This is a genomic window from Carboxydocella sporoproducens DSM 16521 (genome assembly GCF_900167165.1).
Classification (GTDB): Bacteria; Bacillota.
Genome location: NZ_FUXM01000002.1, coordinates 80,882 through 103,037, shown reverse-complemented (window position 1 = coordinate 103,037; position 22,156 = coordinate 80,882). Strand labels below are relative to the sequence as shown.

Genomic DNA, 22,156 nt, shown 5'->3' with positions numbered 1-22,156 from the left:
TCTTTCGGCTGGCCTTCTTTCTCTTTTTTATTCTGCCAGAGCTTTTTTGAATTCTTCGGTTAATACTGGCACAACTTCGAAAAGATCGGCTACAATACCATAGTCGGCAACTTTAAAAATCTCTGCTTCAGGATCTTTATTAATGGCTACAATATATTTGGAACTGCTCATCCCGGCCAGATGCTGAATTGCACCGGAAATACCGCAGGCTATATAGAGGGTAGGTGATACTACCTTACCTGTTTGCCCTACCTGATACTGGGGCTCGCGCCAACCTTCATCAACTGCAGCGCGGGAAGCACCAACAGCAGCACCGAGCACATCAGCCAGTTCCTCCAGAATCTTGAAATTTTCTGCTGATTTCATACCACGTCCACCAGACACCACAATATCTGCTTCGGTGAGCTCGACGCGTCCTGATGCTTTTCTGACTACATCTTTAACTATTTGCCTTAAACTGCTGGCATCTAGCTCACTGGCATAACGCACAATTGCTGGCTGTTTGCCGGGCTGAGGTGTAGCAGCTTCAAAAGCTTTGGGCCGAATGGTAACAATCATGGTTCTATTAGATGTAAAACTAACATGGGCAAAAGCCTTGCCTGCATAAATAGGCCGCTTAAAGCGTAATCCATTATCATATTCGATAGCAATTACATCGGAAGCTTGACCGGCATTTAATTTTTGAGCCACCGCTGGAGCCAAATCCTTACCAACAGCATTATTAGGGAACAGAACTATAGATGGATTTTCTGTTGAAATCAGTTTAACCAGGGCGTTTGCAAATCCGTCGGTGGTATAGTTGGCTAAGAGAGGGTCATCAATCACAAAAACTTTATCTGCTCCTGCTTCCCCTAAAACGGTAGCGTATTCTTCAACGTTTTGCCCCATTAAAACAGCCTGTAATTCTTCACCTAGGTGGTCAGCCAGTTTACGGCCTTCACCCAGCATTTCAAAAATTACTTTTCTAAATTTACCTTCTTTTTGGTCGGCAAAAATCAGTACTCCTGCCATTACCTTACCCTCCCCGTTATATCACTTTTGCTTCAGTTCTTAATAATTTAACGAGTTCTACTGCAGCTTCCCTGGGATCGCCACCAATAATTTTTCCGGCTTGCCGTGGAGCTGGCAAAGAAAATTCTTCAACTTTTACTCTGGCGCCACTGGCGCCCACTTCGTCAGGGGATACGCCGATATCTTGCAAAGTCAATACCTGCAAAGGCTTTTTCTTGGCTTGCATAATTCCCTTCATGGAAGGATACCTTGGTTCAGCCAGGCCTTGTTGCGCGGTAAAGAGGGCTGGCAAAGGTACTTCGATGATTTCAACACCGTCATCGATTTCTCTGGTTACTACGGCTTTTTTATCTTCTATTTCTATCTTGGTAACAATAGTAACCTGCGGTATATCTAAAAGCTGTGCAACTCTTGGTCCAACTTGAGCGGAACCATCATCTACAGCCTGAAATCCGGCCAGTACTAGATCATACTCCATGGTTTGTAATGCCTTTGCTAAAGCAAGAGCGTAAGTATACTCATCTCCATTTTCCAGGGCGGGATCATTAATCAGCACACCCCGGTCAGCTCCCATTGCCAGGCATTGTCTGATTGCACTTTCGACTCGATCAGGACCAGCGGATAAGATAATTACCTCTCCTTCACCCAAACGCTCTTTAATTCTTAGTGCTTCCTCAACAGCAAACTCACAGTATGGGTTAACAACATAATTGACGCCAGTACTATCGATTTTACCATTTGCATCTAGAGAGATTCTTGTTTCTGTGTCAAAAGTCTGTTTCATCAATACAACGATTTTCAATGGTAATACCTCCCTCTTGGTTTATTACACCTGATTATTAAGCAAAAGACATGCCACAAAAGTCTAAAAAGAGTGAAATGTCAAAATTTTGTCCCGAAATGCATTATTTGAAGATGAATGGTAACAGTTTGAGTTTAAACTGGATTTTTATAATATGGCGAAGATGTAAACAATGGTGACATTAGCTGACAATATAAAAAGGCATATCCCTTATTAGAATTGGGATATGCCTTGCGTCAATAGTTCTATACAGTTGAATAACGCTTTAGATTAAGCCATGTTTTTGTAACTTTTTATAAAGACCAGGCCGGCTTAAACCTAGTAGTTCAGCGGCTTTAGCTTTGTTCCCTGTACATTTAATCAATGCTTGTTGGATTAATTCCTTTTCAAAATCATCCACGATTTCTGTCAACGATCGTTGACCAATTTGGCTGAAATAATTATTTGAGGTAATGGCAGTATTCGTGTTAGCTAAAATATACTTGGGCAAATGTTTAGTTTTTATAATATTACCATCTACTATATTATAAGCATATTCCAGTGTATTCTTTAGCTCCCTGATATTACCTGGCCAATCGTAGTTCAAAAAAATGTGTTTTACCTTGTTATCGATTCCATTTATGGATACGTTAAATTTTTCATTAAACTCAGTAATGAAACTAGTTGTAAGTGGTAGAATATCCTCTTTTCGCTCCCGTAATGGAGGAATATAAATACTTACGACATTCAGGCGATAAAAGAGATCATCACGAAATTTACCTTCCTTGACCATTATTTCTAAATTGGCGTTAGTTGCTGCTATTATTCTTACATCAAGCTTAATGCTGCTCTCGCTCCCGATGGGAATGATCTCTTTTTCCTGAATTACCCGCAATAATTTAGCCTGAGTCGAAAAACTCAAATCACCAATCTCATCTAGAAAGATTGTACCTTTATGGGCTTGGGCGAATTTGCCAACAGCTCCTCCTTTTTTGGCCCCGGTGAAAGCACCTTCACTATATCCAAATAACTCGGCTTCCAACAAATGTTCAGGTATAGCTGCACAGTTAATCTTAACTAAAGAATTAAAGCGACGGTAACTAAAATGATGGATCAAATTAGCTACCAGTTCCTTTCCTGTACCTGACTCTCCTCTGATTAAAACAGTGGAACCTTTTGTCGCAATCTGAGTAATTAGGTGATTTATTTCTTTAATCGCCGGACTGGTGCCAATTAATTGCTTCATTTTAGGTGCCTCCTCTGCAATAACTTTATTTTTTCGACACTGAGCAGGAAAATGGCTATTTTGCTCGAATAGTCAATTGTTGTAGGAAGGAGGTTAAACCAAAATGTATGAAGGTGTCAGTATCAAGGGAACCAAAAATGGTCTTGTAATATTAATAGATGAAAACCTGGATAAAAAAATATTACTGAAAGATATCGAACGAAAAATGCAACAAGCTCGGGGATTTTTTAAAGGAGCTACTTTTGCTGTAGCGACTAGATCTGGTAGTGTGATTGATGATGGAATTAAAGAAGATATTGAAAAAATTTGTCTTAATCATGGCTTGATTCCGCAATCCGAATCGCAGGTTATCTGGCATAATTTCTCCCAAAGGACTTTAGCTGCACAAGCAACTGATATAAAGAATGAAACTGGTGTTGAATACATTAAAGGTACTTTGCGCTCTGGATGTCGTGTTGAAAGCAACGGAGACATCGTTTTGATCGGGGATGTAAATCCTAATGCTGAATTAGTTTCTGCCGGCAATATATGTGTTTTTGGTACAATCAAAGGAATTGTCCATGCTGGTGCAACCGGTAATGCCAATGCCACGATCATGGCCTATTCCTTTCGACCTCAGCAAATTAGAATCGGTTCAGTTTTCAGTCGCAACCCTGAACAGGATTTACCTGGCCAGACTGGTAATGAAACATTAATCCCTGAAATCGCATATATATACAATAATACCATTTTAATTGAAAAGTATAAAGACTACAGCGCCCGCAGAAAATAATGCTGAAAGGGGTGCTGTAGTATGCCGAATAAAAAAAATAAATTCAGAAACAAAATTGATTTTGGCAGGGAAGAATTTTCTACAGAGTTGTACAAGCGCACAGGGATTCCTCGGCCCAGGGAAGCCAGGTTTATTCCTGCTGGGGTTCGCAAAGATCTGAAAATAAAAATGCGGCATAAAATTAATTAGGCTGTCTCTTCTGAGACAGCCTTGAATTTTTAACCTGCTGAATTTGCGGTTTCCAGTTGCTCAAATTGTTCTCGATTAGCCAGTATCTTTATTTTATTGATATACTGGTCTTCTGTGCCTTGCAAACTACAATGTTCATTTTTAAGCAGCCGTACGTATTCAATTATTTCTCTAGTAATTCTCTCCCCCGGGCAAATAATGGGGATACCCGGCGGGTAAGCCATGATCATTTCGGCCGCTATCTCGCCTTCTGCCTCATCCAGCTCTACATGGTAAGTCGGGCTATGGAAAGCAGTCTGAGGGGAGACAACAAATTCTGGTGTTTTCGGCAAATTTAAACCAAACTTGGTTACTTTTTGAACTGGTCTACTCTTAACCAGATCTGTCATTGCTTCAATTAACATATTAATGGTTTCATCAGTATCGCCAACTGAGACCAAGAAGAGTACATTGTACAAATCGGCCAGTTCTACTTGAATCCGATATTTATGGCGCAAAATATGTTCTACTTCAAACCCTGAGAGTCCAAGGGCCCGGACATTGACAGCGACTTTAGTAGGGTCCCAGCCATAACAACCTGGATTGCCCAGCATTTCTTCCCCGATCAATGTTAGGCCGGGTAGTTTGGACAGCTCAGTTCGCAAGTGGTTTGCCAGCAAAAGGGTTTTGTCCAACAACTGTTTGCCATATAAAGCCATTTGTTTTCTGGCCACATCAATTGATGCCAGGAGAATATAGCTGGGGCTGGTCGTCTGAGTCAAGTTTAAAACTGCTTTAACGCGTTTATTGTCGATCAACCCTTCTCGTACTAGCAACAATGAGCTTTGGGTTAAGCTACCCGCCATTTTATGGGTTGAGGCTGCACTCATATCTGCTCCCAATGACATGGCAGAAGGAGGCAACTCGGGATGGAAAGGAAGATGAGCTCCATGAGCTTCATCTACTAGAACAGGAATATCATAACTATGAGCAATTTCTATAATTTCGGCCAGATTAGAGGTAAAACCATAGTAAGTGGGGTTTACCAGAAAAACAGCTTTTGCGTCGGGATGAAGGGCCAAAGCTTCACGGATTTTTTCCGGGGTCACACCCAGGGCAATCCCATGTTCCTTGCTGATTTCCGGTTGAACATAAATTGGTTGGGCCCCGGAAAGGATTAAACCTCCAATTGCTGATTTATGAGCATTTCTTGGTAAAATAATTTTATCTCCAGGCTGGCAGACGGTCATTATCATGGCTTGGATGCCAGAGGTAGTGCCATTTACAAGAAAGTGGGCATAATCAGCACCATAAGCTTCTGCCGCCAGGGTTTCAGCTTCTTTAATAGTATCAAGAGGATTGCATATATTATCAGTGCCTTCAAAGCACGTTAAATCAATTTTCATTACATTAGGACCAACATATTCGGTAAACTCTTTTAGACCTCTACCCTGTTTATGACCAGGTACATGAAATGGGATGGTGCCTTCGTTGACATATTGTTGAACTGCTGTAAAAATGGGTGTACGATGTTGAGTCAAAGCCATGTTGTTCACTCCCTTCTTTACAATGAATATATTACAACATATTGCGAGTAAAATTGCAACCCCTAAAATAAAAAAATGCGGTAAAAACTCACCGCATTTTTTTTACTTCGGTCAGAATCTCAGACCAGGAATTTTTCCTTAGAATTTGCAGGTTGTCCGGAAAATGGCCTTGATTATAAGGGGCATTATACAAAAAGACTTTAATACCTCTAGAGGCTATGGCCATGGCATTATCCAATGAGTCATCGATGAATACTTTTAATTGCAACTCCTGACAATAATCAGCCTTACACTGAAAATCTGTCATGATTAACTGATCGTATTCTACCTGGTGTTCTTTCAACCATTTTGTGGTTAAATGCTGGTATTGCCTGGGACGGGCTGTAACTAAATAAATTTTGTGTCCCCAGATTTTGAGCTTTTTAACAGCTGACACAGAGTTGGGTATAGGAGACAGATTTGACAGAAGGATTTCCTGATTAGTGCGAAAAAAGCGATCCATTTCTTCCCAGGTTACATTATATACTTTTTCAAATCTGTATGTATATAGTTCTTCATACTTTTTGTTTTGGCCAAAATATTTGTTCATGACATTTAACCACTGGGTAACAGAATCTGCGAGGACACCATCAATATCAATGCCAATATTCATGGAGCCACCTCAGCAATAAATTCATTTATAATTTTCCCTAACTGCTTGTATTCAATTAAAAAAGCATCATGACCATGCGGACTGGTTATTTCGCGATAGTATGCCGGCCTGTAATATTTGACCATGTTTTTTACTATCTCTTGTTGTTGATAAGTGGGAAATAAAATGTCTGTATCGATTCCAATCACAAGAGTTTTAGCCTTAATGTCGGCAAATATTTCTTCATATTTGCCTCGGTTAAAGGAGATATCATGGTAATCCATTGCTTTGGTCAGATAAAGATAGGAATTAGCATCAAAACGCTGTACCAACGCCTGGCCGTGATAATGTAAATAGGTCTCCACTTCAAATTTCTGGTCAAAACTGTAATAGCCATTGGGTGGTAATGGAGCTGATTTGCGGCCAAAACGCAGATTCATAGATAAATCACTTCTATAAGTAATGGTTCCAAGCATCCTGGCAATCGCCAGACCATTAACAGGTCCTTTGCCGGGATAATAATTGCCCTGTCTCCACTCTGGATCTGACATTATTGCTTGTCTGCCTACCTCATTAAAAGCAATTGCCTGTGGATAAAGACGGGCAGGTGCTGCTATACAAATCAGGTTTTCTACCATATCCGGGTAGAGCAAGGCCCATTCTAAAGCTTGCATTCCGCCAAGAGAGCCGCCGATTACCAGTCTGATTTTCTCAATTCCCAGATGTTTAATAACTTGAAAATGGGCTCTGACCATATCTCGTATGGTAATTACGGGGAACCGCATTGCATAGGGTGTTCCATCATCAGGATGTGGTGATGCGGGCCCGGTACTACCATAACAGCTACCTAAGATATTCAAACAGATTATAAAAAAGCGATTCGTATCCAGTACTTTGCCAGGGCCAATTAGCGGATCCCACCAACCAGGCATTTTTTCCTGAGGAGAGTGATAACCGGCTGCATGGGCACTGCCGGTCAGGGCATGGCAAACAATGACAACATTATCCTTGGCCCTTGACAGTGTTCCATATGTTTCATATACTATATCAACTAATGGCAAATTTGCCCCTGATTCCAGTCGAAAATTGCTAAAACTATATTTTTGCGGTATCACCAGCACCATTTATCCCTCCCCTACCCAAATATATCAAAATAGTAGCATGTTAAAAAAGTAATGTCAACGAGAGAGGAGGTTATAGAGTGAGTTTAGGATATTTTGATATTACATTAAGAATGGTAGTAGCTTTGATTGCTGGAGCAATCCTTGGTTATGAACGAACCAAAGCCGGGAAGCCGGCTGGCATCAGGACTCATGCCCTGGTTTGTATTAGCTCAGCCATGTTGACTATTATTTCTGCATATGGATTGGCTGAAGAGTTTCAAGGTCGCAACACAGACCCACTGCGCTTAGCAGCACAAATTGTATCCGGTATTGGCTTTTTAGGTGCTGGGGTAATATGGAAACAGGGTTTTGGTGAAATCAGGGGATTAACTACAGCTACAAATATTTGGGCTGCAGCAGGTCTAGGAATAGCTGCTGGACTTGGACAATATTATTTAATTTTTATCACCATCGTCTTACTTAGGATTGCCTTAAAAATTGCCTATATCTTACAAAAGCTTGGGATTATTAAATATGAAGATAACAACAATAAGGAGCGTTCCCAGAAAGATGATTCCGGGGTTTAAATACTTTTAAGCTGCCAGATTGCTGAGCTAGCCAGAACGACACAATCTTCGGTGGGAAGATAGTACGGAAAATTGCTGGAAAAAAGGATATTGGCATTGGCAGGGAACTCTTCGTCTCCCTGCCAGTATATATATGCTAAATATAGCTCAGGGAAAGGGTTTAAAATAATTGATATATCCCCAAAGGTACCTTCTTCGCCGTTTAGCTTTTCTTTAAGTTTAATTAATTTGGATGGTTCATCATTTATTAGCTTCAGTAAAGGAAAGATAGTGCGTTTTTGAAAGGGTATATTATATATTTCACCATCAGGCAATTCCTTGAAACTTAACCATTGCCCATCCCAGGGCATGCTACTTTTACTGCCAAGATAATGGCAGACAAGGATTTTGCTTACAGTATCTATTTCAGGCTGAAAGTTTCCATTAGCAAGGTCAACTGTAATATTTTTGTCCCATAGTCTTGTCTCGAGTTTTTTTGCGTTATGAAATGCAGCTTTTAAATTTTCAAAAGCAAGAGTAAAAGTTTGGTCTATATTTGCATAGCTCATTTCAGGCTCCTCCTACTTAACGATTAGGACTGGACGTTTACAGATATGAGCTACGCGGTCTGAAACACTTCCCAGAAGTATTCCCTTTATTTCTCCCAAACCTCTGCTTCCAATTACAACCAGGTCAAAATTTTCTGTAGCTGCTACCTGGGCAATAACTTCAGCGGGATTGCCTACCTTGTTTACATATTCTGTCTTTATTTCTGTATCTTCAAAAACACCGGCAACACTCTTAAAAGCTTGCTCCTTTTTTTCATTGATAATCTCTTCAATTAAAGTGGGTTCTATAATTGATTCCATCATATAACTATGAGGCATTAATTCTTTGGGTAAATCTGAAACGTGTAAAAAAGTAACTGATACATTTTTGAAATCCTTAAAAAAATTCTTTACCCATAGTGCGGCTTTCTGAGCATGTTCTGAACCATCAATAGGGATTAGTATTTTTTTCATTAAAATTCTCCTCTCTCAAATGTTTTTTATAGATTTCATAGGTTTTCCAGGCAATATTTTTCCAGCTATAATTCTGAAGAACATTAGATTTGGCATTCTCCCCACATCGAGCGGCAAAGTCAGGGTTGTTTAAAAAAGTTCGTAGCTGGGCTATTAAATCTTCAACATTACCTGGAACAAACAATAAGCCATTAACTCCATGATCTATTATTTCGCTAAGACCTCCTGTTTTTCCTGCTATCACTGGCTTGCCGCTAGCCATGGCTTCTAAAGCCACTATTCCGAAAGGCTCATAGAGACTGGGAAAACAAACTATATCTGCTCTGTCTAATAGAAAGTCACGGGTCTGATTATCTAAAAACCCAAGGAAAATGATTTTTCCACTGGCCTTTGAATTGCCGGCTTTACTTTTTAGAGTTTCCTCATAATAGCCTTTACCTCCGATCAAAAGATAATAGTCAGGATATTCAGCTTGAATTTGTGCAAAAGCATCTATTAAGGTTTGAACTCCTTTTTCCGGGACCAAGCGACCGAAGAAAAGGATGAATTTTTTCGGCACTGACCTTTGCTCTCTATTCAAACCTACGGTCATAACTTCAATACCATTTGGAATGACATTAATTTTCGCCTCGTTTCCAAACAGGGTAGTAATTTCCTGTTTCATGTAATTACTGCAGGCAATAACCTCGGAAGCATTTTTTACCAGAGAGGCTTCCTGATGATGAATTAATGCCTGAACCTCATTATAAATACCTCCCTGCCTGCCATGTTCGGTAGCATGAATAGTAGCAATCAAACGACCTACTTGTCTTTCCTGGAGGGTAATTCCAGTTAAGCCTACAAGCCAGTCATGAGCGTGTATTATAACCTGACTAGTATTGAATAAAAAATTGTTTATAATATATTTAGTGAATTCAAGGTTTAGCAATAAAATCCAGTTGATAAAATCCTGGCCCTCATATGAAGGTAAGGCAATACGATGAATGATGACATTGCCATTTTTTTCTATTGTATTTTTGCTTCCGCGAGTGATGACGTGCACATCCAAAAAATCCTGTAAATATTTTGATAAATAAAAGACATGAGTAGCAAGTCCGCCGACAGTCATAGGAGGAAACTCCCAGGCCAATAATAATACTGTGGGACGGGAAATTACAAATTTAGAACCTTGCCAAAGATTTATCAAGCTAATACCAGGCAAAAACGATAAGATTTCTTTTTGATCGGTAGTTAAAGATTTATTTTCAAGTAATGAATGAATGTCATTTTTGTAGGTATTGTAACGGTAATGGGCATAATCTTTGGCGGAATTATAGTAAACCATGAAAGGCCAATCACTTGCCTGTAATAACAATATAAGTCTAAGTAAAAGTTCTTTCTCATCTGAGGAAAGATAGTCTATTTGTCTTTCTACTATATGGCTGATACTAATCAAATCTTGATACATCCACTCATTTTTTTCATTTACCCAAACATCAAAATACCCTTTTTCACCCCAGGAACAGGAACAGACTTTATCTGTGACTTCAATTTTTTCAACAAAATTACTATGATATGCTTCCGGGGCTGTAAAATCGATAGATTCTGAAAGGGATAGAATCTTAGCTAACCATTCAGGGCCTTCAAACCACCAATGGCCAAAGAGTTCGGCGTCATAAACACAAACAATATTATCTTTGGGATATTGGTTTAGAAAGTTTATAAACTCTAAAGCTTGTTGATTTGTAATAGCCAAAGCTCTATCGTATTTATAAATCTCTTTCCTTGGGTTGTTTTTATCTGTGATACTAAAATACTTAAAACCAGTAAATCGGTGGAATTCCCATGGTCTTAGATATTCGCGAATTTGTTCTAATGGCATATCCCAGCCTATGTCCCGATAATACTCCCTATAAAAAGGGTGACCGGGGTATCCACATTCTCTGCTCCAAACCCGTTCTGCCGTAGCCATGTCTCGTAGAAAAATATTGACTTTACCTTTACGGAAAATTGAACTTGCAGGATTATTAGCAGCATGTTCAGAAATAAAAATGTTCTCAATCCCGTTATCTTCCAAAATTGGCAATAATTCTTCGCTTACTGCACATTCTGGTAACCAGAAGGACTTTGGGTCAAAACTAAACACCCGAGAAAATAATTCTTTTGCTGCTTTTATTTGAAGATTAATCCACTGGTTTGATGGTAGTAAAGGCAGGATGGGATGAGAGGCTGCAGAGGTTAGGAGTTCAATTCTACCATTGTGTTTCAGATACAGGAGAGCTTGAACAATATCCCTGTCAATTTTTTGCCAGAAATTATATCTGTTTTGCCAGAACTCCAGATAAAACGCACTAACATTATCATAATCAGTACCTTTATTTCTCTTGTATTCTTGTTCAGCTATGTAAATTTGCTTTAGTAAATAATCGTTAAATTCGTTTTTAAAATAATCACTTAGCCACATGGATAACAAAGGTGGACTTACGGAGTAGGAAACTTTTCCCCTATTTACCCATTGTAAAATTTCAATTAACCGCAAATGGCATTCCGCAGTAATTTCAAAAACCCAGGTTTTTTCATAATTTTTATTGTGAAAATGTAAAACCCAGGGTAAATGACCATGTAAAACAAAAAAAGCTTTCTTCAATTTCCATCACCTACCATTCTACTTATCCAGCCTCCACTCGAAAAATAAATTTTATCATCTGTTAATTTACTATCAATTTTTGAGCTTATCGATAACAACCTTTTATTGTTATAATAATACTCAATCTTCAGTTCCTCGGAGTTTTTATAATTAAAAAAAAAGAGGCCGGTTGGATTATGTAAACTTTTTTCCAGGAGTAAGTTGTCTGTTGCAGTTGAAATTTTGAGCCTTATCTCCTGCAGGGTAAAATCAATATTGTAAAATAATTTCCACATTGAGAGAGTCCAATTAGGCAGGTAGTAATAGAAAAAGCCTTTCTCAGGATTAATTTTTCCTAAGCGAATTTGCATCAACACTCACCTCCACTAATACTCAATACCGCGACGGGAGGGTATCCCCTGTCGAAAAGGATGTTTTATTTCGATTAACTCGTATACCTCAACAGAAACATCCAGTATTTCTTGCGGGAATACCCGTCCAGTCAAAATAATAATTAAATGAGCTGGCCAAGTTGAAATCTCAGTTAAAAAACTGGTTGTATCTAAAAAATTATATTTCAATACATATGCAAATTCGTCTAGTATTAGAATATCCGTTTTGTTATCATTAGCTATTTTTTTTGTGAAACTCCAAGCCTTATAAACAAACCCAGGTTCTTGTCGATTAATTCTGAAACACTTTCCGCAGCTTTTACAGTGACCTTCTCCGCTACGTATTAAGTTGCTTTGTGAACAGCCATATCCAAAAGAATAAAAATACAAATTATCCAGTTTGCTTCCTAAATTTTGCTCAGCAGCATAATTGCTGCCTTTTAAAAATTGAACAATTTTTATTGTCTTTTGATTAACATATGGCAGGACATAGCCTAATGCACCAGTTGTTTTCCCTTTGCCTGTTCCAGTAAAAATAATTATTCTGGGTTTTGTTTTCACTTTACCCTTCTCCTCTGCCAATTTAAACAGCTGGATAAAAAGTTATAGGCAATATCAGGCTGGCCACCCCAGTGAATATGTAGATAAGAAGCAAAAATATTGTTTTGAGCATAGCCATCCAGGACTGCAGTGGAATGCCGATTGGGTTTATGGAGGGAGGCTGCCCAGGGATATTGTTTATCCAAGGGAATTAGTTCAGAATAATGGAATTGATGTCCCTTGACTAATGTATTAACTGGACCAATAATACTATCATTAAGGGTTATACCCTGATAATATCCCAAAGCTACTAGTCTCTCTTGCATTACAACACTAGCAGGAATAATATTCACCATGGCCAGGTACATATAACCGCCGCACTCAGCGTAAATAGGCATTCCAGCCTGATGATGAGCGATTAAAGATGCAATATAATTCCTATTTTCTTTTAATAATTCGATAAAGAGTTCTGGAAATCCTCCTCCGATAATTAAACCATCAATATTTTCTGGTAAATGTTCATCATGTAACGGGCTGGTTTTTACCAGCTTTACTCCCCATTTGGTCAACAAATCCAGGGCATCCTGATAATAAAAATTAAAAGCTTCATCGAAAGCATACGCAATGATTAAATCGGAAAAATCGATACCGGCCTCGGGAAATTTGAGCACTTCTTCATTACATTTCCCAAAAACACTAAAAAGAGTTTCCCAATCCAGATGTTTTCGCAAATATTCTCCTACCTTTGCGGTCCTTGCAAGATAATCCTGATTTTCTACAGCAGGAACCAAACCTAAATGGCGTTCATTTAGCTGGAATTCCTTTTTTTTCCCGATACTTCCGATAACTTTAATCCTGGTTTCAGCTTCAATTAACTCTTTCATTTGTTGAAAATGCTGTTCCGAATTTACCTGGTTTAATATTATTCCTGCAATATTTAATTCAGGATCGTAGCTGCTAAGACCTTTTAACAGTGGGATAATTGTATGGGCCAATCCTCGACATGGCCAAACGAGCAGGACCGGAATGGATAATATTCTGGCAATATGAGCTGTTGAACCAAAATCGCTGTAGCTCATGCCGTCAAAAAGCCCCATCACACCTTCAATTATACTAAAATCTGCACCACGGGAATTATGAAAAAAAGAAGCCTTAACCGCTTCTTCGTTCATTAAAAACAAATCAAGGTTACGACAGGGTCGGCCAGTTATTAAAGAATGGTAACTGGGATCAATATAGTCTGGGCCAACTTTAAAAGATTGTACCTGATACCCCTGTTGTACAAGGGCATGAAGGAGACCGGCAACCAAAGTAGTTTTTCCACTTCCACTATATGGTGCTCCGATCATCAATGCCCTAACCATTATATCTACCACCTTTACAGGGTTAATAAAGCATTTATTGCTGCGGCAGCCATGGGACTGCCACCTTTAGTCCCTCGAACAGTTATAAAGGGAACTTGCCCCTGAGCAATCAATGCTTCTTTCGATTCAGCAGCACCGACAAAACCAACGGGAATTCCAATGATTAAGGCAGGGGCCGGAGCTCCTTTAGCTATTAAATCCAGCAAATGGAAAAGAGCAGTGGGCGCATTGCCAATAGCCACAATTTCTCCTGCCCACTCTGTTTTGGTAAGTTCAATTGCTGCCATGGCCCGAGTGATCCTTTTTTCTCTGGCCAACTGATGCACGTTGTTATCATGAATTAATGTTTTTACTTCAATATCATAGCGAGACAATTTTGCAGGGCTAATGCCTGATTTTACCATAGCTACATCAGTAATAATCCGTGTTTTTCTGGCAAAGCAAGCTTTTGCTGTAGTTATGGCTTGCGGATGGATAACAATTTCAGAGGCAATACCGAGGTCACCGGTTGCATGGATTAAGCGTCGGGCTATTACTTTTTCCTGCTCATTAAAATTGGATAAATCAACACTATTCTCAATGATTTCCATGCTTTTTTGCTCAATTAATTCCGGTTGTTGTAAAAAAAAGTTATTATTCATTCTGCTTCAGCAATCCTTTCTGCCAGTACTTCCACTAAACGCCGATCTAACCCTAATGGTTTAGCCAATTTTATGGTTAGAAAGGGATATCTGCTTTGAGCATGTTTAATTTCTTCGGGAATATCTTCTTTAATATGCAGACCGTTAGTTAAAAACCAGGGGGCAATGACGATAGAAGTTACACCTTTTTCTACCAGGTGGTCAATGGCCTGCTGCAGACCTGTTAAGCCAGATTCACGATTCATCCAGGCCGGGACTACCAATTCTTTACCGGAAATCTTCTTAAATAAATCAACTACGTCGTACAAAAGCATGTTGGCATCATTAGCCACTGCTCTACTGCCATGTCCTAAAACTATTACTCCTTGCATGGGTTAATATCTCCTTTCTCAATTACACTTTTTAGTTCATTTAAATCAGTTATTATAGTTAAATTAAGTTGTGGCTTTTTTATAAGGATAAGGTGAATGCCAGCTTCTGTCACAGCCTGAATTTTATTTTGCAAACCGCCATTATAACCACTTTCCTTAGTTACCATTACATCAATTTTATAGCTCCTGATTATACTCAAATCTATTGCTGCCGGGACAGGGCCATACATAGCGAAGAGATTTTGCGGAGAAAAACCTGCATCCAGAGCTGTACTTATCGATTCAGGTACAGGGAGTACCCTGGCGTAAAGTTTCTTCGTTTGTAATAAGGGATGATTGACCCACTCATTCAGTCTCTTGACACCGATAGTCAGGAGAATGCAATTAAATTTACTGGCTTGTTTGATGGCTTCTTCCCAGTTATGGCAAACAATAATATATGGATTATTGTTGTTCAGCTCCACATCTTGGCGCTGGTAACGCAAGTAAGGAAGGTTCATTTTTCTTGCGATGTCTATTGCCAATTGATGGATTTGTTCTGCAAAGGGGTGGGTTGCATCCAGGATCATGTTGACTTTAAGTTTGTGAATTAGCTCCGTAAAGGTTATTTCATTTAATTTAGTTACGAGAATATTTTCAATACCTTCAGAAAGCAATTGTTTTCTTCCTAGCTCGGTAGTAGTAGTAACAACAAAAGGTACCGTATTTTTTTTTAGCCAAACGGCGGCTTCTTTAGCCTCAGTAGTTCCACCTAAAATTAAAATCACAGGTCATACCCCCGTGGGGTGATGATTTTGCCATCTTTTATAAAACTTTGGCTATTTCCCACTATTACAACGGACAACATATCAATTTCACAATTTGTAAATTCTTCTAAATTAGAAACAGTAATGTGTTGATCAGTACGGAAAGCATTTTTAACAATTCCTACGGGAGTGCTTGGGGGGCGGTATTTTAAAAGAATTTCTCTGGCTTTTTCAATGTGTTCTGTTCTCTCTCTACTCCTGGGGTTATAGAAGGCGATAACAAAATCAGCCTGAGCAGCAGCCTCAATTCGTTTAGTTATAACTTCCCAGGGTGTTAAAAGGTCACTTAAACTTATACTGCAGTGATCATGCATTAATGGAGCACCCAGAAGGGAAGCAGCAGCTATGGAAGCTGTAATACCTGGTATTACTGTAACTTGCAAAGATATATTGTCCTGAAATAAAAGCTGATAAATTAAACCTGCCATACCATAAACTCCGGCATCTCCACTGGAAATAACTGCCACTATTTCACCAGCCCGCGCCAGCCGAATCGCTGTCTGGCAGCGTTCTACTTCACCTCTCATACCGGTAGAAACCACTTTTTGCTGGTCTGTAAGCATATCTTTAATTAAATTAATATATGTTTTATATCCGACAATGTAGTTAGCCTTTTTTATCGCTTCCCAGGCAGAAAAGGTCATTTGTTCCTTATTACCTGGTCCAATTCCGATAATATAGATATGTCCGCTGCCAGAGCAAAGGTTGTTTGGGGATAACTGGTTTTGGGAATTATTAGTTTCGGCTTTTGACATGCCTTCATTGCTGCCGGTTCGCATATACAACCAACTCCTGTTGTTTTTTTGACAAAGGCAGAAAAATTTTGTTCTGACTCATAAGTTTTCAGTTCCTCAGCCTCAAAAAAATAAAGGGGTAAATTTAATTTTTGACTCAGTTCCCAAATAGCTGGTTCATTCTTTTTTAACGTAATTGAACAGAGAGCTTTAATTGCAGAAATGGCAATATTGCCGGAGGAAAGAAAACTTTGCAAATTGCGCCAGAGTTGATGAAAAGAAATATTTTTACGACAACCTATACCTAATGCAAAATAGGGTATACGCAATAACAATTGTTTGTCTGGATCAATTTCAGTTAGCTGGGAATTGGAAAAGATTAGATCTGCATTTATAAGATTGTCAGTATACTCATATCGTTCTGGAAGAGGTAGTGGTGTAGTTAGTAAACTTTTATTATCCCAGAAAACTTTTAAAGTTCCAGAGTTGGCAAGCGTTGAATTTAATTTCTTAGCCGGTTTTAAACTTTCAGGGTTCGCTTTAAGGAGCTTGATTAAATCTTCAATTGATGTGATGCCTTGAACATCAGTTGAGGTAGTTATAACCGGTGTAGCATTACTTAAACGAGCCAATTCTTTGGTAAGCCAATTAGCATTACCCCAGTGGCCACTCAGTAAACTAACTAGATATTGTCCTTTTTCATCCCCAACAATAACTGCCGGGTCATGCAGTTTAGACTTTAAACAGGGTGCTATACAGCGTACGACAATACCAGATGCCATAATAAAAACATGGGCATCCCATCTATCAAATTCCAGTTTGATTTTTTCTTTTAATGATGGCTGCATTACTTCTGGAAAAAAAGTAGCAACATCAGTCTGCGGATAAGCTTTTTGCCAAAGTTGGGCCAGTAAAGAAGCTGTCTCCTGTCCACCTTTAGTCAGAGCCCAAAAAGAAATTTTTTTCATTGTCAAGATCCCTCTCTGAATGCGTGGGAGAAATTGGGGTGATAAAGCAAAGAACGATCAAACTCAGCATTAAGGAATTTTCCTACAAGGACTAAAGCTGTTTTGGTGATTTTTGCTTCTTTTACTAAAGCTGCAATATTAGATAAATTGCCTTTGACAATTTTTTCATCGGGCCAGGTTACGCGTTGTACGACTGCAACCGGAGTATCAGGGGGTAGATTAGCCTCTAAAAGTTCTGTTACGATTTGGTCGATGAGATGAACACTTAAAAAGATAGCGAGACTGGCACCATGACTGGCAAGGTTTGCCAGGCGTTCCTTTTCCGGTACGGGTGTTTTACCCCCTACCCTGGTTAAAATCAAAGTCTGGGTAACACCGGGTTTAGTAAATTCCTCTTTTAAAGCAGCAGCGGCTGCAAATACAGAGCTAACTCCTGGTACGATTTCAACTTCTAAACCTTTTTCTTCCCAGGCTTTAATCTGTTCCTGAATAGCTCCATACATCGAGGGGTCTCCGGTATGCAAGCGGACTACCAGCTGACCTGCAGAAGCTGATTGGAACACAACTTTGTTAATTTCTTCTAATGTCATACCGGCACTATCGTAGATTTTTACATTTTCTTTGCAATAATTTAACAGTTCCGGGTTCACCAGAGAACCGGCGTAAATCACTACATCTGCCCTTTTCAATAATTCCAGTCCTCGGATTGTAATCAAATCAACCGCACCGGGTCCGGCTCCTACGATATATACTTTCATAAGATTACTCCTTTGCCAGTAATATAACAGTCATGTATGGTAATGCCGAAATTTCCTCCAGTTCCGAAAGGGGATGAATTTTTTCATTTGCCTGTCCACAATAACTGATTATCCAACCCTGCCATGGCCCTGTTGCTTTTAATGCCTGTTTTATCCTGGGCAAATATTTTCCTACCTTCATTAATACAGCCCGGGATTGATTCACCAGCATTTCTGTTAAGTCTATTTCTTTATTCATGGGTATGATTATAAGTGGATGGTTTTTATCCGCCAGGCACCACTGAGTGCGTGAGGCAGCAGCAGCAAAGGATGTTATCCCTGGTATTATCTCTACTTTTAAATGAGGAATTAAAGTTTTTAATTCATAGTATAAATAGTAAAACGTACTGTATAAATTAACGTCACCCAGGGTAATAAACGCTACGTCCTCTCCTTGTTGTAGATAACTAGCTATCATCCGGGCATTTTCTTGCCAGGATTTAATTAAAACATCCTGTTGATTTAACATTGGCATAGTAAGTTCAATTACATTATGTTCTTTTGTCAGGTAAGGAGTAATTATTTCGCGGGCGACACTCTTATATTCCTCAGTAGCTTTGGGAGCAAAAATCACTTTGACTTTTTTAAGAGTATTCATTGCCTTAACGGTTATCAATTCCGGGTCACCAGGGCCAACACCTATTCCATATAAAACTGGAGTCATTTCAATCACTCTCCGATTTTTTTCTGCCTGATATGATAAAGCATGGATTTTGAACATCCCATAACTGGGAGCAGCCAGGTCCGGAACGCATTCTATTCACCTGTAGTTGAATCGCCTCAATTTCCTGATATTGATTACCATGGAAAAAATCCCAGGCCGTTGCTGCAGTTTTTAACTGAGTAGCGGAGATAACCAGCCTACCTGCAGGCAGTAGTCTCTCATGAACATACTCCAGGATTTTGTCCAGCTTGCCACCGTGTCCACCTATAATAACCCGATGAGGAGATGGCCAGGAATGGCATATCTCTGGCGCAAACCCTTGATAAAAATGAATATTATTACAATTAAAGCGCTGTTGATTGGCTTTTAGCAGCTGTTCACTCTCCGGGCGGGGATCTGCGGTATATACTTGACTACCTGGAGAGAATAGAGCTGCTTCGATGGTAATACTGCCTGTTCCTGTGCCAATTTCCCAAATTGTTAAACCGGGTTCCAGGTAGGACTTGGATATTATGAGCGCCCTGGTTTCGGCTTTGGTAATTGGTGGTTTACCAGTAATAAAAAGATGTTCAGGAATACCTGGAGACTGGTATGGCCAAAATTTTGAATTCTTTTGTGGAAGGTATGCTAACAAGATATCATTCTTAAAATCATCCAGATTAGCCAATTCTTCCAGATGAAAAATAACCAGCTCTTCATCTGGCAAAGTCAAGTTACGAGCCAGGATAAAATCAGCTTCTGACCAGCCGCGGAATTTAAGCTCGGTTGCCAGTTGCTGAGGTTTAATGCGTGGGTCTGTTAAAATCCCAATTTTACCTGATGAGGGTAAGGATTGCATAGCAGTGTGCAATTCCCGTCCATGAATACTAAACCACTTTACTTCTTCCCAGCTCCAGCCTAATTTAGCCAGGGCCCATTGGGCACTACTGATATTGGGGTAAACTTCAAGCTCAAATTCTGAACAATACTTTTTAATCGTGTTAAGAATACCAAAAAAACCAGGGTCGCCGGAAGCAACAATAACGATGTTTTGGTGTTGCAGATTTTTTAATTTGTTCAATACCTCTCTAAAATTCCTGTCAATTAACCATAAATCTGTTTTTTTCTCGAGGAAAGGCAATATCAAATCCAGCTGGCGCTTTCCTCCCAGAATGATGTCGGCAGTTTTAATTAAGTCTTTATATGCTGGGAAAATAAAAGCGGGATTACCAGGGCCCAAGCCCACTAACTTTATTGATGATTTTTGCTTTGTCATGTTGCTTCCCCCAATAGTAAACCGGCTTGTGAACTCCAGGCTACAGGTATGCCAGCCATATTTGTAATAATAACTTCTACCTGGGCCTCATTAAAAATATAATCTTCAGCTCTTTTTTTAGCTTCTGCTGCTATCTGCCATAAGACCTTTTCCCCGTTATGGGTTTTAAGCAGATCTATTATTTCTTCAGTGGTATTAGCAAGAAAGACTTTTCTAACTAATTCAGACGAAAACCCCAGAAGGGCAGTGTGACAGGCCAAAATCTCTTGTCTTGCATCAGCAATTTTTGAATGAGTGTAAAAAATTCCTCCTGCTAACTTAACCAATTTACCCAGGCTACCAAAAATAATAACTTTTTTAAAACCCATTCCAATGGCATGTTCCAGCATAAAACCAATAAAGTTACTGCTCAATATTATGGCATCCTCAGGAAAAGCTAAAAATTTCTCAGCGGCCTTTTGGCCTGCTCTGCCCGGCGTCAGGATTATTTCTTTGTACCCAGCTGCCCGGGCAATTTCCAGCTGAGGCAACAAGGATAGCTTAAATCGCTCTTCAGACATGGGCTCAACAATCCCGGTTGTTCCCAGTATGCTAATTCCACCAATAATCCCCAGTTTAGAATTCAATGTTTTCTCTGCCAGTTTTTCCCCTTCCGGTACATAAATAGTGATTTCTACCCCCTGCTTAATGCCAAGGGAGACCAGGGTCTTTTTAATATTATCCAGGATCATTTGTTTTGGTACAGGGTTTATGGCTGGCTCCCCTACGGCAACTTTCAATCCCGGTTTTGTTACGACGCCAACCCCTTTACCACCTTTGATAACAATATGACCCGACTCAATCAATCGTACACAAGCACCAATTATATGACCATGGGTAACATCAGGGTCATCACCTGCATCCTTAATTACTTCAGCCCAGCCAAAGTCAGTGCCAATACCACAGCTGGCAACAGGAATGTCAATCGTCTTTTGGTCTGGTAGAATTATTTTTATTTGCTGGGGATGTTTACCCGCTAGTGCCAGCAAGGCAGATACTGCAGCTGCCGTTGCGCAACTACCGGTAGTATAGCCTTTTTTCCCCGAAAAAAAGGACATATTTTTCTTCATAGTCCCTAAATCCCCTTATTATTTAGATAAGCAATTACATCATCTATTTTATTAAAAGCGTTTTCCTCTTGCTTAGATAAAACTATTAATGGTAAGCCTAACTCAAAAGCAGCTTTGGCCTTATTCTTTATCTCAGCATTATTTTCCTTAGCGACAATTACATCGGCTTTATAGGCTTGAAATAAAGCCTTGTTAAGTTTGGCAGAAAAAGGTCCCATCATGGCGATCAGGTTTTTGGGACTAATACCGTTTTTGAGGCACTTGTCAACCACTTTACTGTCGGGGATTACGCGAACAATAAATTGTTTTTCTTTTAGCGATGGGTGTTTTAATAAAAATTCCAGGTTATTGCTACCGGTTGTCAAAAAGATGTTACGACCAAAATTATTCAAGCTTGCCGCCAGTTGTTCCCAGGAATTAACTCGATGAAGCAGTTTATTATCTGGCAACAATGGCAGAGCATCACGATATTTAATGATCTCATAACCATTTCGCTGAAACCATTCCAGCAGAAAAAAAGGTGATTGAGAGAGCATAGGTCCGGAGTGATCGATAACTAACTTAATTTGATAGTTTGTCTTTAACCAGGGTAAATGCTCAAACATTTCCATTGCAGTAAAAGCATAATCGCTTCCATTAGCTAATGCCTGTTTTACTCCCAGGTCAGTAGCCGTTATTGTACAAAGGCAGTAACCGTGTTCCTTAAGTGGACGAATAAGTTTTTCCCCTGCTTTGGGCCCGGCAAAGATTACGATCATATCTCTCACGGCTCCGTTTATGAAAGATAAAAACAAAAACCCTGCCCGCTATAGGCAGGGTTAGCCTTCTTACCAACAACCTGCCTTTCCCTATCCTCCGTAGGTGAAGGCAAGTAGCAAGCAGGTCTCCTGGCTCAAGATCATCATCTGGTACGCCTTCCCGGTAATTGCCAGTGGCTAATTTGTACCAGACTCCCTTTCACAGTGGCGGGACCGCGTCAGATTTTCACTGACTTCCCTAAACTTGCTACACTTTTTTGTTGGCTTTATTATAACATTAGTCCTTTTCAATTGTCTATAAGGCA

24 protein-coding genes and 1 riboswitch are annotated in these 22,156 nt (G+C 39.6%); of the genes, 2 read left to right on the top strand and 22 right to left on the bottom strand.

Translation table 11 applies throughout. The features are described 5' to 3' along the window. Nucleotides 1-27: 27 nt before the first annotated feature. The 3 genes from B5D20_RS01445 to B5D20_RS01435 all read right to left on the bottom strand — a co-directional run bounded on the left by B5D20_RS01445 (nucleotide 28) and on the right by B5D20_RS01435 (nucleotide 3,038). The gene (locus tag B5D20_RS01445) at nucleotides 28-1,011 is read right to left on the bottom strand and encodes an electron transfer flavoprotein subunit alpha/FixB family protein (protein ID WP_078664448.1); all 984 of its coding nucleotides are present in this window, start codon (nucleotides 1,009-1,011) and stop codon (nucleotides 28-30) included. A gap of 16 nt (nucleotides 1,012-1,027) precedes the next feature. Next, the gene (locus B5D20_RS01440; RefSeq protein ID WP_078664447.1) at nucleotides 1,028-1,813 is read right to left on the bottom strand and encodes an electron transfer flavoprotein subunit beta/FixA family protein; all 786 of its coding nucleotides are present in this window, start codon (nucleotides 1,811-1,813) and stop codon (nucleotides 1,028-1,030) included. Nucleotides 1,814-2,078: 265 nt separating this feature from the next. Next, a complete protein-coding gene (locus B5D20_RS01435) occupies nucleotides 2,079-3,038 on the bottom strand; it encodes a sigma-54 interaction domain-containing protein (RefSeq protein ID WP_078664446.1) in 960 nt (319 codons plus the stop codon). 103 nt (nucleotides 3,039-3,141) lie between these two features. On the opposite strand from B5D20_RS01435, the gene minC reads away from it, so the two are divergent. Next, a complete protein-coding gene (gene minC, locus B5D20_RS01430; RefSeq protein WP_078664445.1) occupies nucleotides 3,142-3,810 on the top strand; it encodes a septum site-determining protein MinC in 669 nt (222 codons plus the stop codon). A 218-nt stretch (nucleotides 3,811-4,028) separates the two neighbouring features. On the opposite strand, the gene B5D20_RS01425 is transcribed toward minC, so the two are convergent. The 3 genes from B5D20_RS01425 to metX all read right to left on the bottom strand — a co-directional run bounded on the left by B5D20_RS01425 (nucleotide 4,029) and on the right by metX (nucleotide 7,280). Beyond that, nucleotides 4,029-5,525: an aminotransferase class I/II-fold pyridoxal phosphate-dependent enzyme gene (locus B5D20_RS01425; RefSeq protein WP_078664444.1), complete on the bottom strand. Its 1,497-nt coding sequence runs from the start codon at nucleotides 5,523-5,525 to the stop codon at nucleotides 4,029-4,031. Nucleotides 5,526-5,613: 88 nt separating this feature from the next. After that, complete coding sequence (locus B5D20_RS01420) at nucleotides 5,614-6,177, bottom strand: 5' nucleotidase, NT5C type (RefSeq protein WP_078664443.1); 564 nt, start codon at nucleotides 6,175-6,177, stop codon at nucleotides 5,614-5,616. Next, entirely contained in the window at nucleotides 6,174-7,280 is a 1,107-nt protein-coding gene (gene metX, locus B5D20_RS01415; protein ID WP_078664442.1) for a homoserine O-acetyltransferase MetX, read from the bottom strand. The genes B5D20_RS01420 and metX overlap by 4 nt, the downstream gene beginning before the upstream one ends. A gap of 77 nt (nucleotides 7,281-7,357) precedes the next feature. On the opposite strand from metX, the gene B5D20_RS01410 reads away from it, so the two are divergent. Further along, a complete protein-coding gene (locus tag B5D20_RS01410) occupies nucleotides 7,358-7,846 on the top strand; it encodes an MgtC/SapB family protein (protein WP_200803451.1) in 489 nt (162 codons plus the stop codon). Here the strand turns inward: B5D20_RS01410 and B5D20_RS01405 are convergent. Genes B5D20_RS01405 through B5D20_RS01330 form a run of 16 tightly spaced genes read right to left on the bottom strand, consistent with a single transcriptional unit; the run spans nucleotide 7,843 to nucleotide 21,851 of the window. Next, nucleotides 7,843-8,394, bottom strand: coding sequence for a DUF3786 domain-containing protein (locus tag B5D20_RS01405; protein ID WP_078664441.1), 552 nt, complete (start codon nucleotides 8,392-8,394; stop codon nucleotides 7,843-7,845). The two genes, B5D20_RS01410 and B5D20_RS01405, sit on opposite strands and share 4 nt — an antisense overlap. A 12-nt stretch (nucleotides 8,395-8,406) precedes the next feature. Then, on the bottom strand, nucleotides 8,407-8,847 hold the full coding sequence (locus B5D20_RS01400; RefSeq protein ID WP_078664440.1) for a universal stress protein: 441 nt from the start codon (nucleotides 8,845-8,847) through the stop codon (nucleotides 8,407-8,409). Then, nucleotides 8,822-11,473 (bottom strand): 1,4-alpha-glucan branching protein domain-containing protein, encoded by a 2,652-nt coding sequence (locus B5D20_RS01395; protein WP_078664439.1) that lies wholly within the window; start codon nucleotides 11,471-11,473, stop codon nucleotides 8,822-8,824. The genes B5D20_RS01400 and B5D20_RS01395 overlap by 26 nt, the downstream gene beginning before the upstream one ends. Continuing rightward, nucleotides 11,470-11,823 carry a hypothetical protein gene (locus B5D20_RS01390; protein WP_078664438.1) on the bottom strand — a complete coding sequence of 118 codons (354 nt, stop codon included), beginning with the start codon at nucleotides 11,821-11,823 and terminating at the stop codon, nucleotides 11,470-11,472. Before B5D20_RS01390 ends, B5D20_RS01395 begins: the two co-directional genes overlap by 4 nt. A 15-nt stretch (nucleotides 11,824-11,838) precedes the next feature. Continuing rightward, nucleotides 11,839-12,405, bottom strand: coding sequence for a cob(I)yrinic acid a,c-diamide adenosyltransferase (locus tag B5D20_RS01385; protein WP_159071873.1), 567 nt, complete (start codon nucleotides 12,403-12,405; stop codon nucleotides 11,839-11,841). Next, the gene (locus B5D20_RS01380; RefSeq protein ID WP_078664436.1) at nucleotides 12,402-13,748 is read right to left on the bottom strand and encodes a cobyrinic acid a,c-diamide synthase CobB; all 1,347 of its coding nucleotides are present in this window, start codon (nucleotides 13,746-13,748) and stop codon (nucleotides 12,402-12,404) included. The genes B5D20_RS01385 and B5D20_RS01380 overlap by 4 nt, the downstream gene beginning before the upstream one ends. A gap of 14 nt (nucleotides 13,749-13,762) precedes the next feature. Beyond that, complete coding sequence (locus B5D20_RS01375) at nucleotides 13,763-14,389, bottom strand: precorrin-8X methylmutase (protein ID WP_078664435.1); 627 nt, start codon at nucleotides 14,387-14,389, stop codon at nucleotides 13,763-13,765. Next, nucleotides 14,386-14,760 (bottom strand): sirohydrochlorin chelatase, encoded by a 375-nt coding sequence (locus B5D20_RS01370; protein ID WP_078664434.1) that lies wholly within the window; start codon nucleotides 14,758-14,760, stop codon nucleotides 14,386-14,388. The genes B5D20_RS01375 and B5D20_RS01370 overlap by 4 nt, the downstream gene beginning before the upstream one ends. Beyond that, entirely contained in the window at nucleotides 14,748-15,527 is a 780-nt protein-coding gene (cobK, locus tag B5D20_RS01365) for a precorrin-6A reductase (protein WP_078664433.1), read from the bottom strand. Before cobK ends, B5D20_RS01370 begins: the two co-directional genes overlap by 13 nt. After that, nucleotides 15,524-16,210: a precorrin-3B C(17)-methyltransferase gene (cobJ, locus tag B5D20_RS01360; RefSeq protein WP_242952029.1), complete on the bottom strand. Its 687-nt coding sequence runs from the start codon at nucleotides 16,208-16,210 to the stop codon at nucleotides 15,524-15,526. The genes cobK and cobJ overlap by 4 nt, the downstream gene beginning before the upstream one ends. Then, on the bottom strand, nucleotides 16,207-17,268 hold the full coding sequence (locus B5D20_RS01355; protein WP_078664431.1) for a cobalt-precorrin 5A hydrolase: 1,062 nt from the start codon (nucleotides 17,266-17,268) through the stop codon (nucleotides 16,207-16,209). Before B5D20_RS01355 ends, cobJ begins: the two co-directional genes overlap by 4 nt. A gap of 2 nt (nucleotides 17,269-17,270) precedes the next feature. Continuing rightward, nucleotides 17,271-18,026: a precorrin-4 C(11)-methyltransferase gene (gene cobM, locus B5D20_RS01350; RefSeq protein ID WP_078664430.1), complete on the bottom strand. Its 756-nt coding sequence runs from the start codon at nucleotides 18,024-18,026 to the stop codon at nucleotides 17,271-17,273. Between the two features lie 4 nt (nucleotides 18,027-18,030). Continuing rightward, nucleotides 18,031-18,729, bottom strand: a complete 699-nt coding sequence (gene cobI / locus B5D20_RS01345) for a precorrin-2 C(20)-methyltransferase (RefSeq protein WP_159071872.1) — start codon at nucleotides 18,727-18,729, stop codon at nucleotides 18,031-18,033. 1 nt (nucleotide 18,730) lies between these two features. Beyond that, nucleotides 18,731-19,984 (bottom strand): precorrin-6y C5,15-methyltransferase (decarboxylating) subunit CbiE, encoded by a 1,254-nt coding sequence (cbiE, locus tag B5D20_RS01340; protein ID WP_078664428.1) that lies wholly within the window; start codon nucleotides 19,982-19,984, stop codon nucleotides 18,731-18,733. After that, entirely contained in the window at nucleotides 19,981-21,093 is a 1,113-nt protein-coding gene (gene cbiD / locus B5D20_RS01335) for a cobalt-precorrin-5B (C(1))-methyltransferase CbiD (RefSeq protein WP_078664427.1), read from the bottom strand. Before cbiD ends, cbiE begins: the two co-directional genes overlap by 4 nt. A gap of 5 nt (nucleotides 21,094-21,098) precedes the next feature. Beyond that, on the bottom strand, nucleotides 21,099-21,851 hold the full coding sequence (locus B5D20_RS01330; protein ID WP_078664426.1) for a precorrin-6A/cobalt-precorrin-6A reductase: 753 nt from the start codon (nucleotides 21,849-21,851) through the stop codon (nucleotides 21,099-21,101). 102 nt (nucleotides 21,852-21,953) lie between these two features. After that, nucleotides 21,954-22,114: riboswitch (cobalamin riboswitch) on the bottom strand. Nucleotides 22,115-22,156 lie beyond the last annotated feature (42 nt).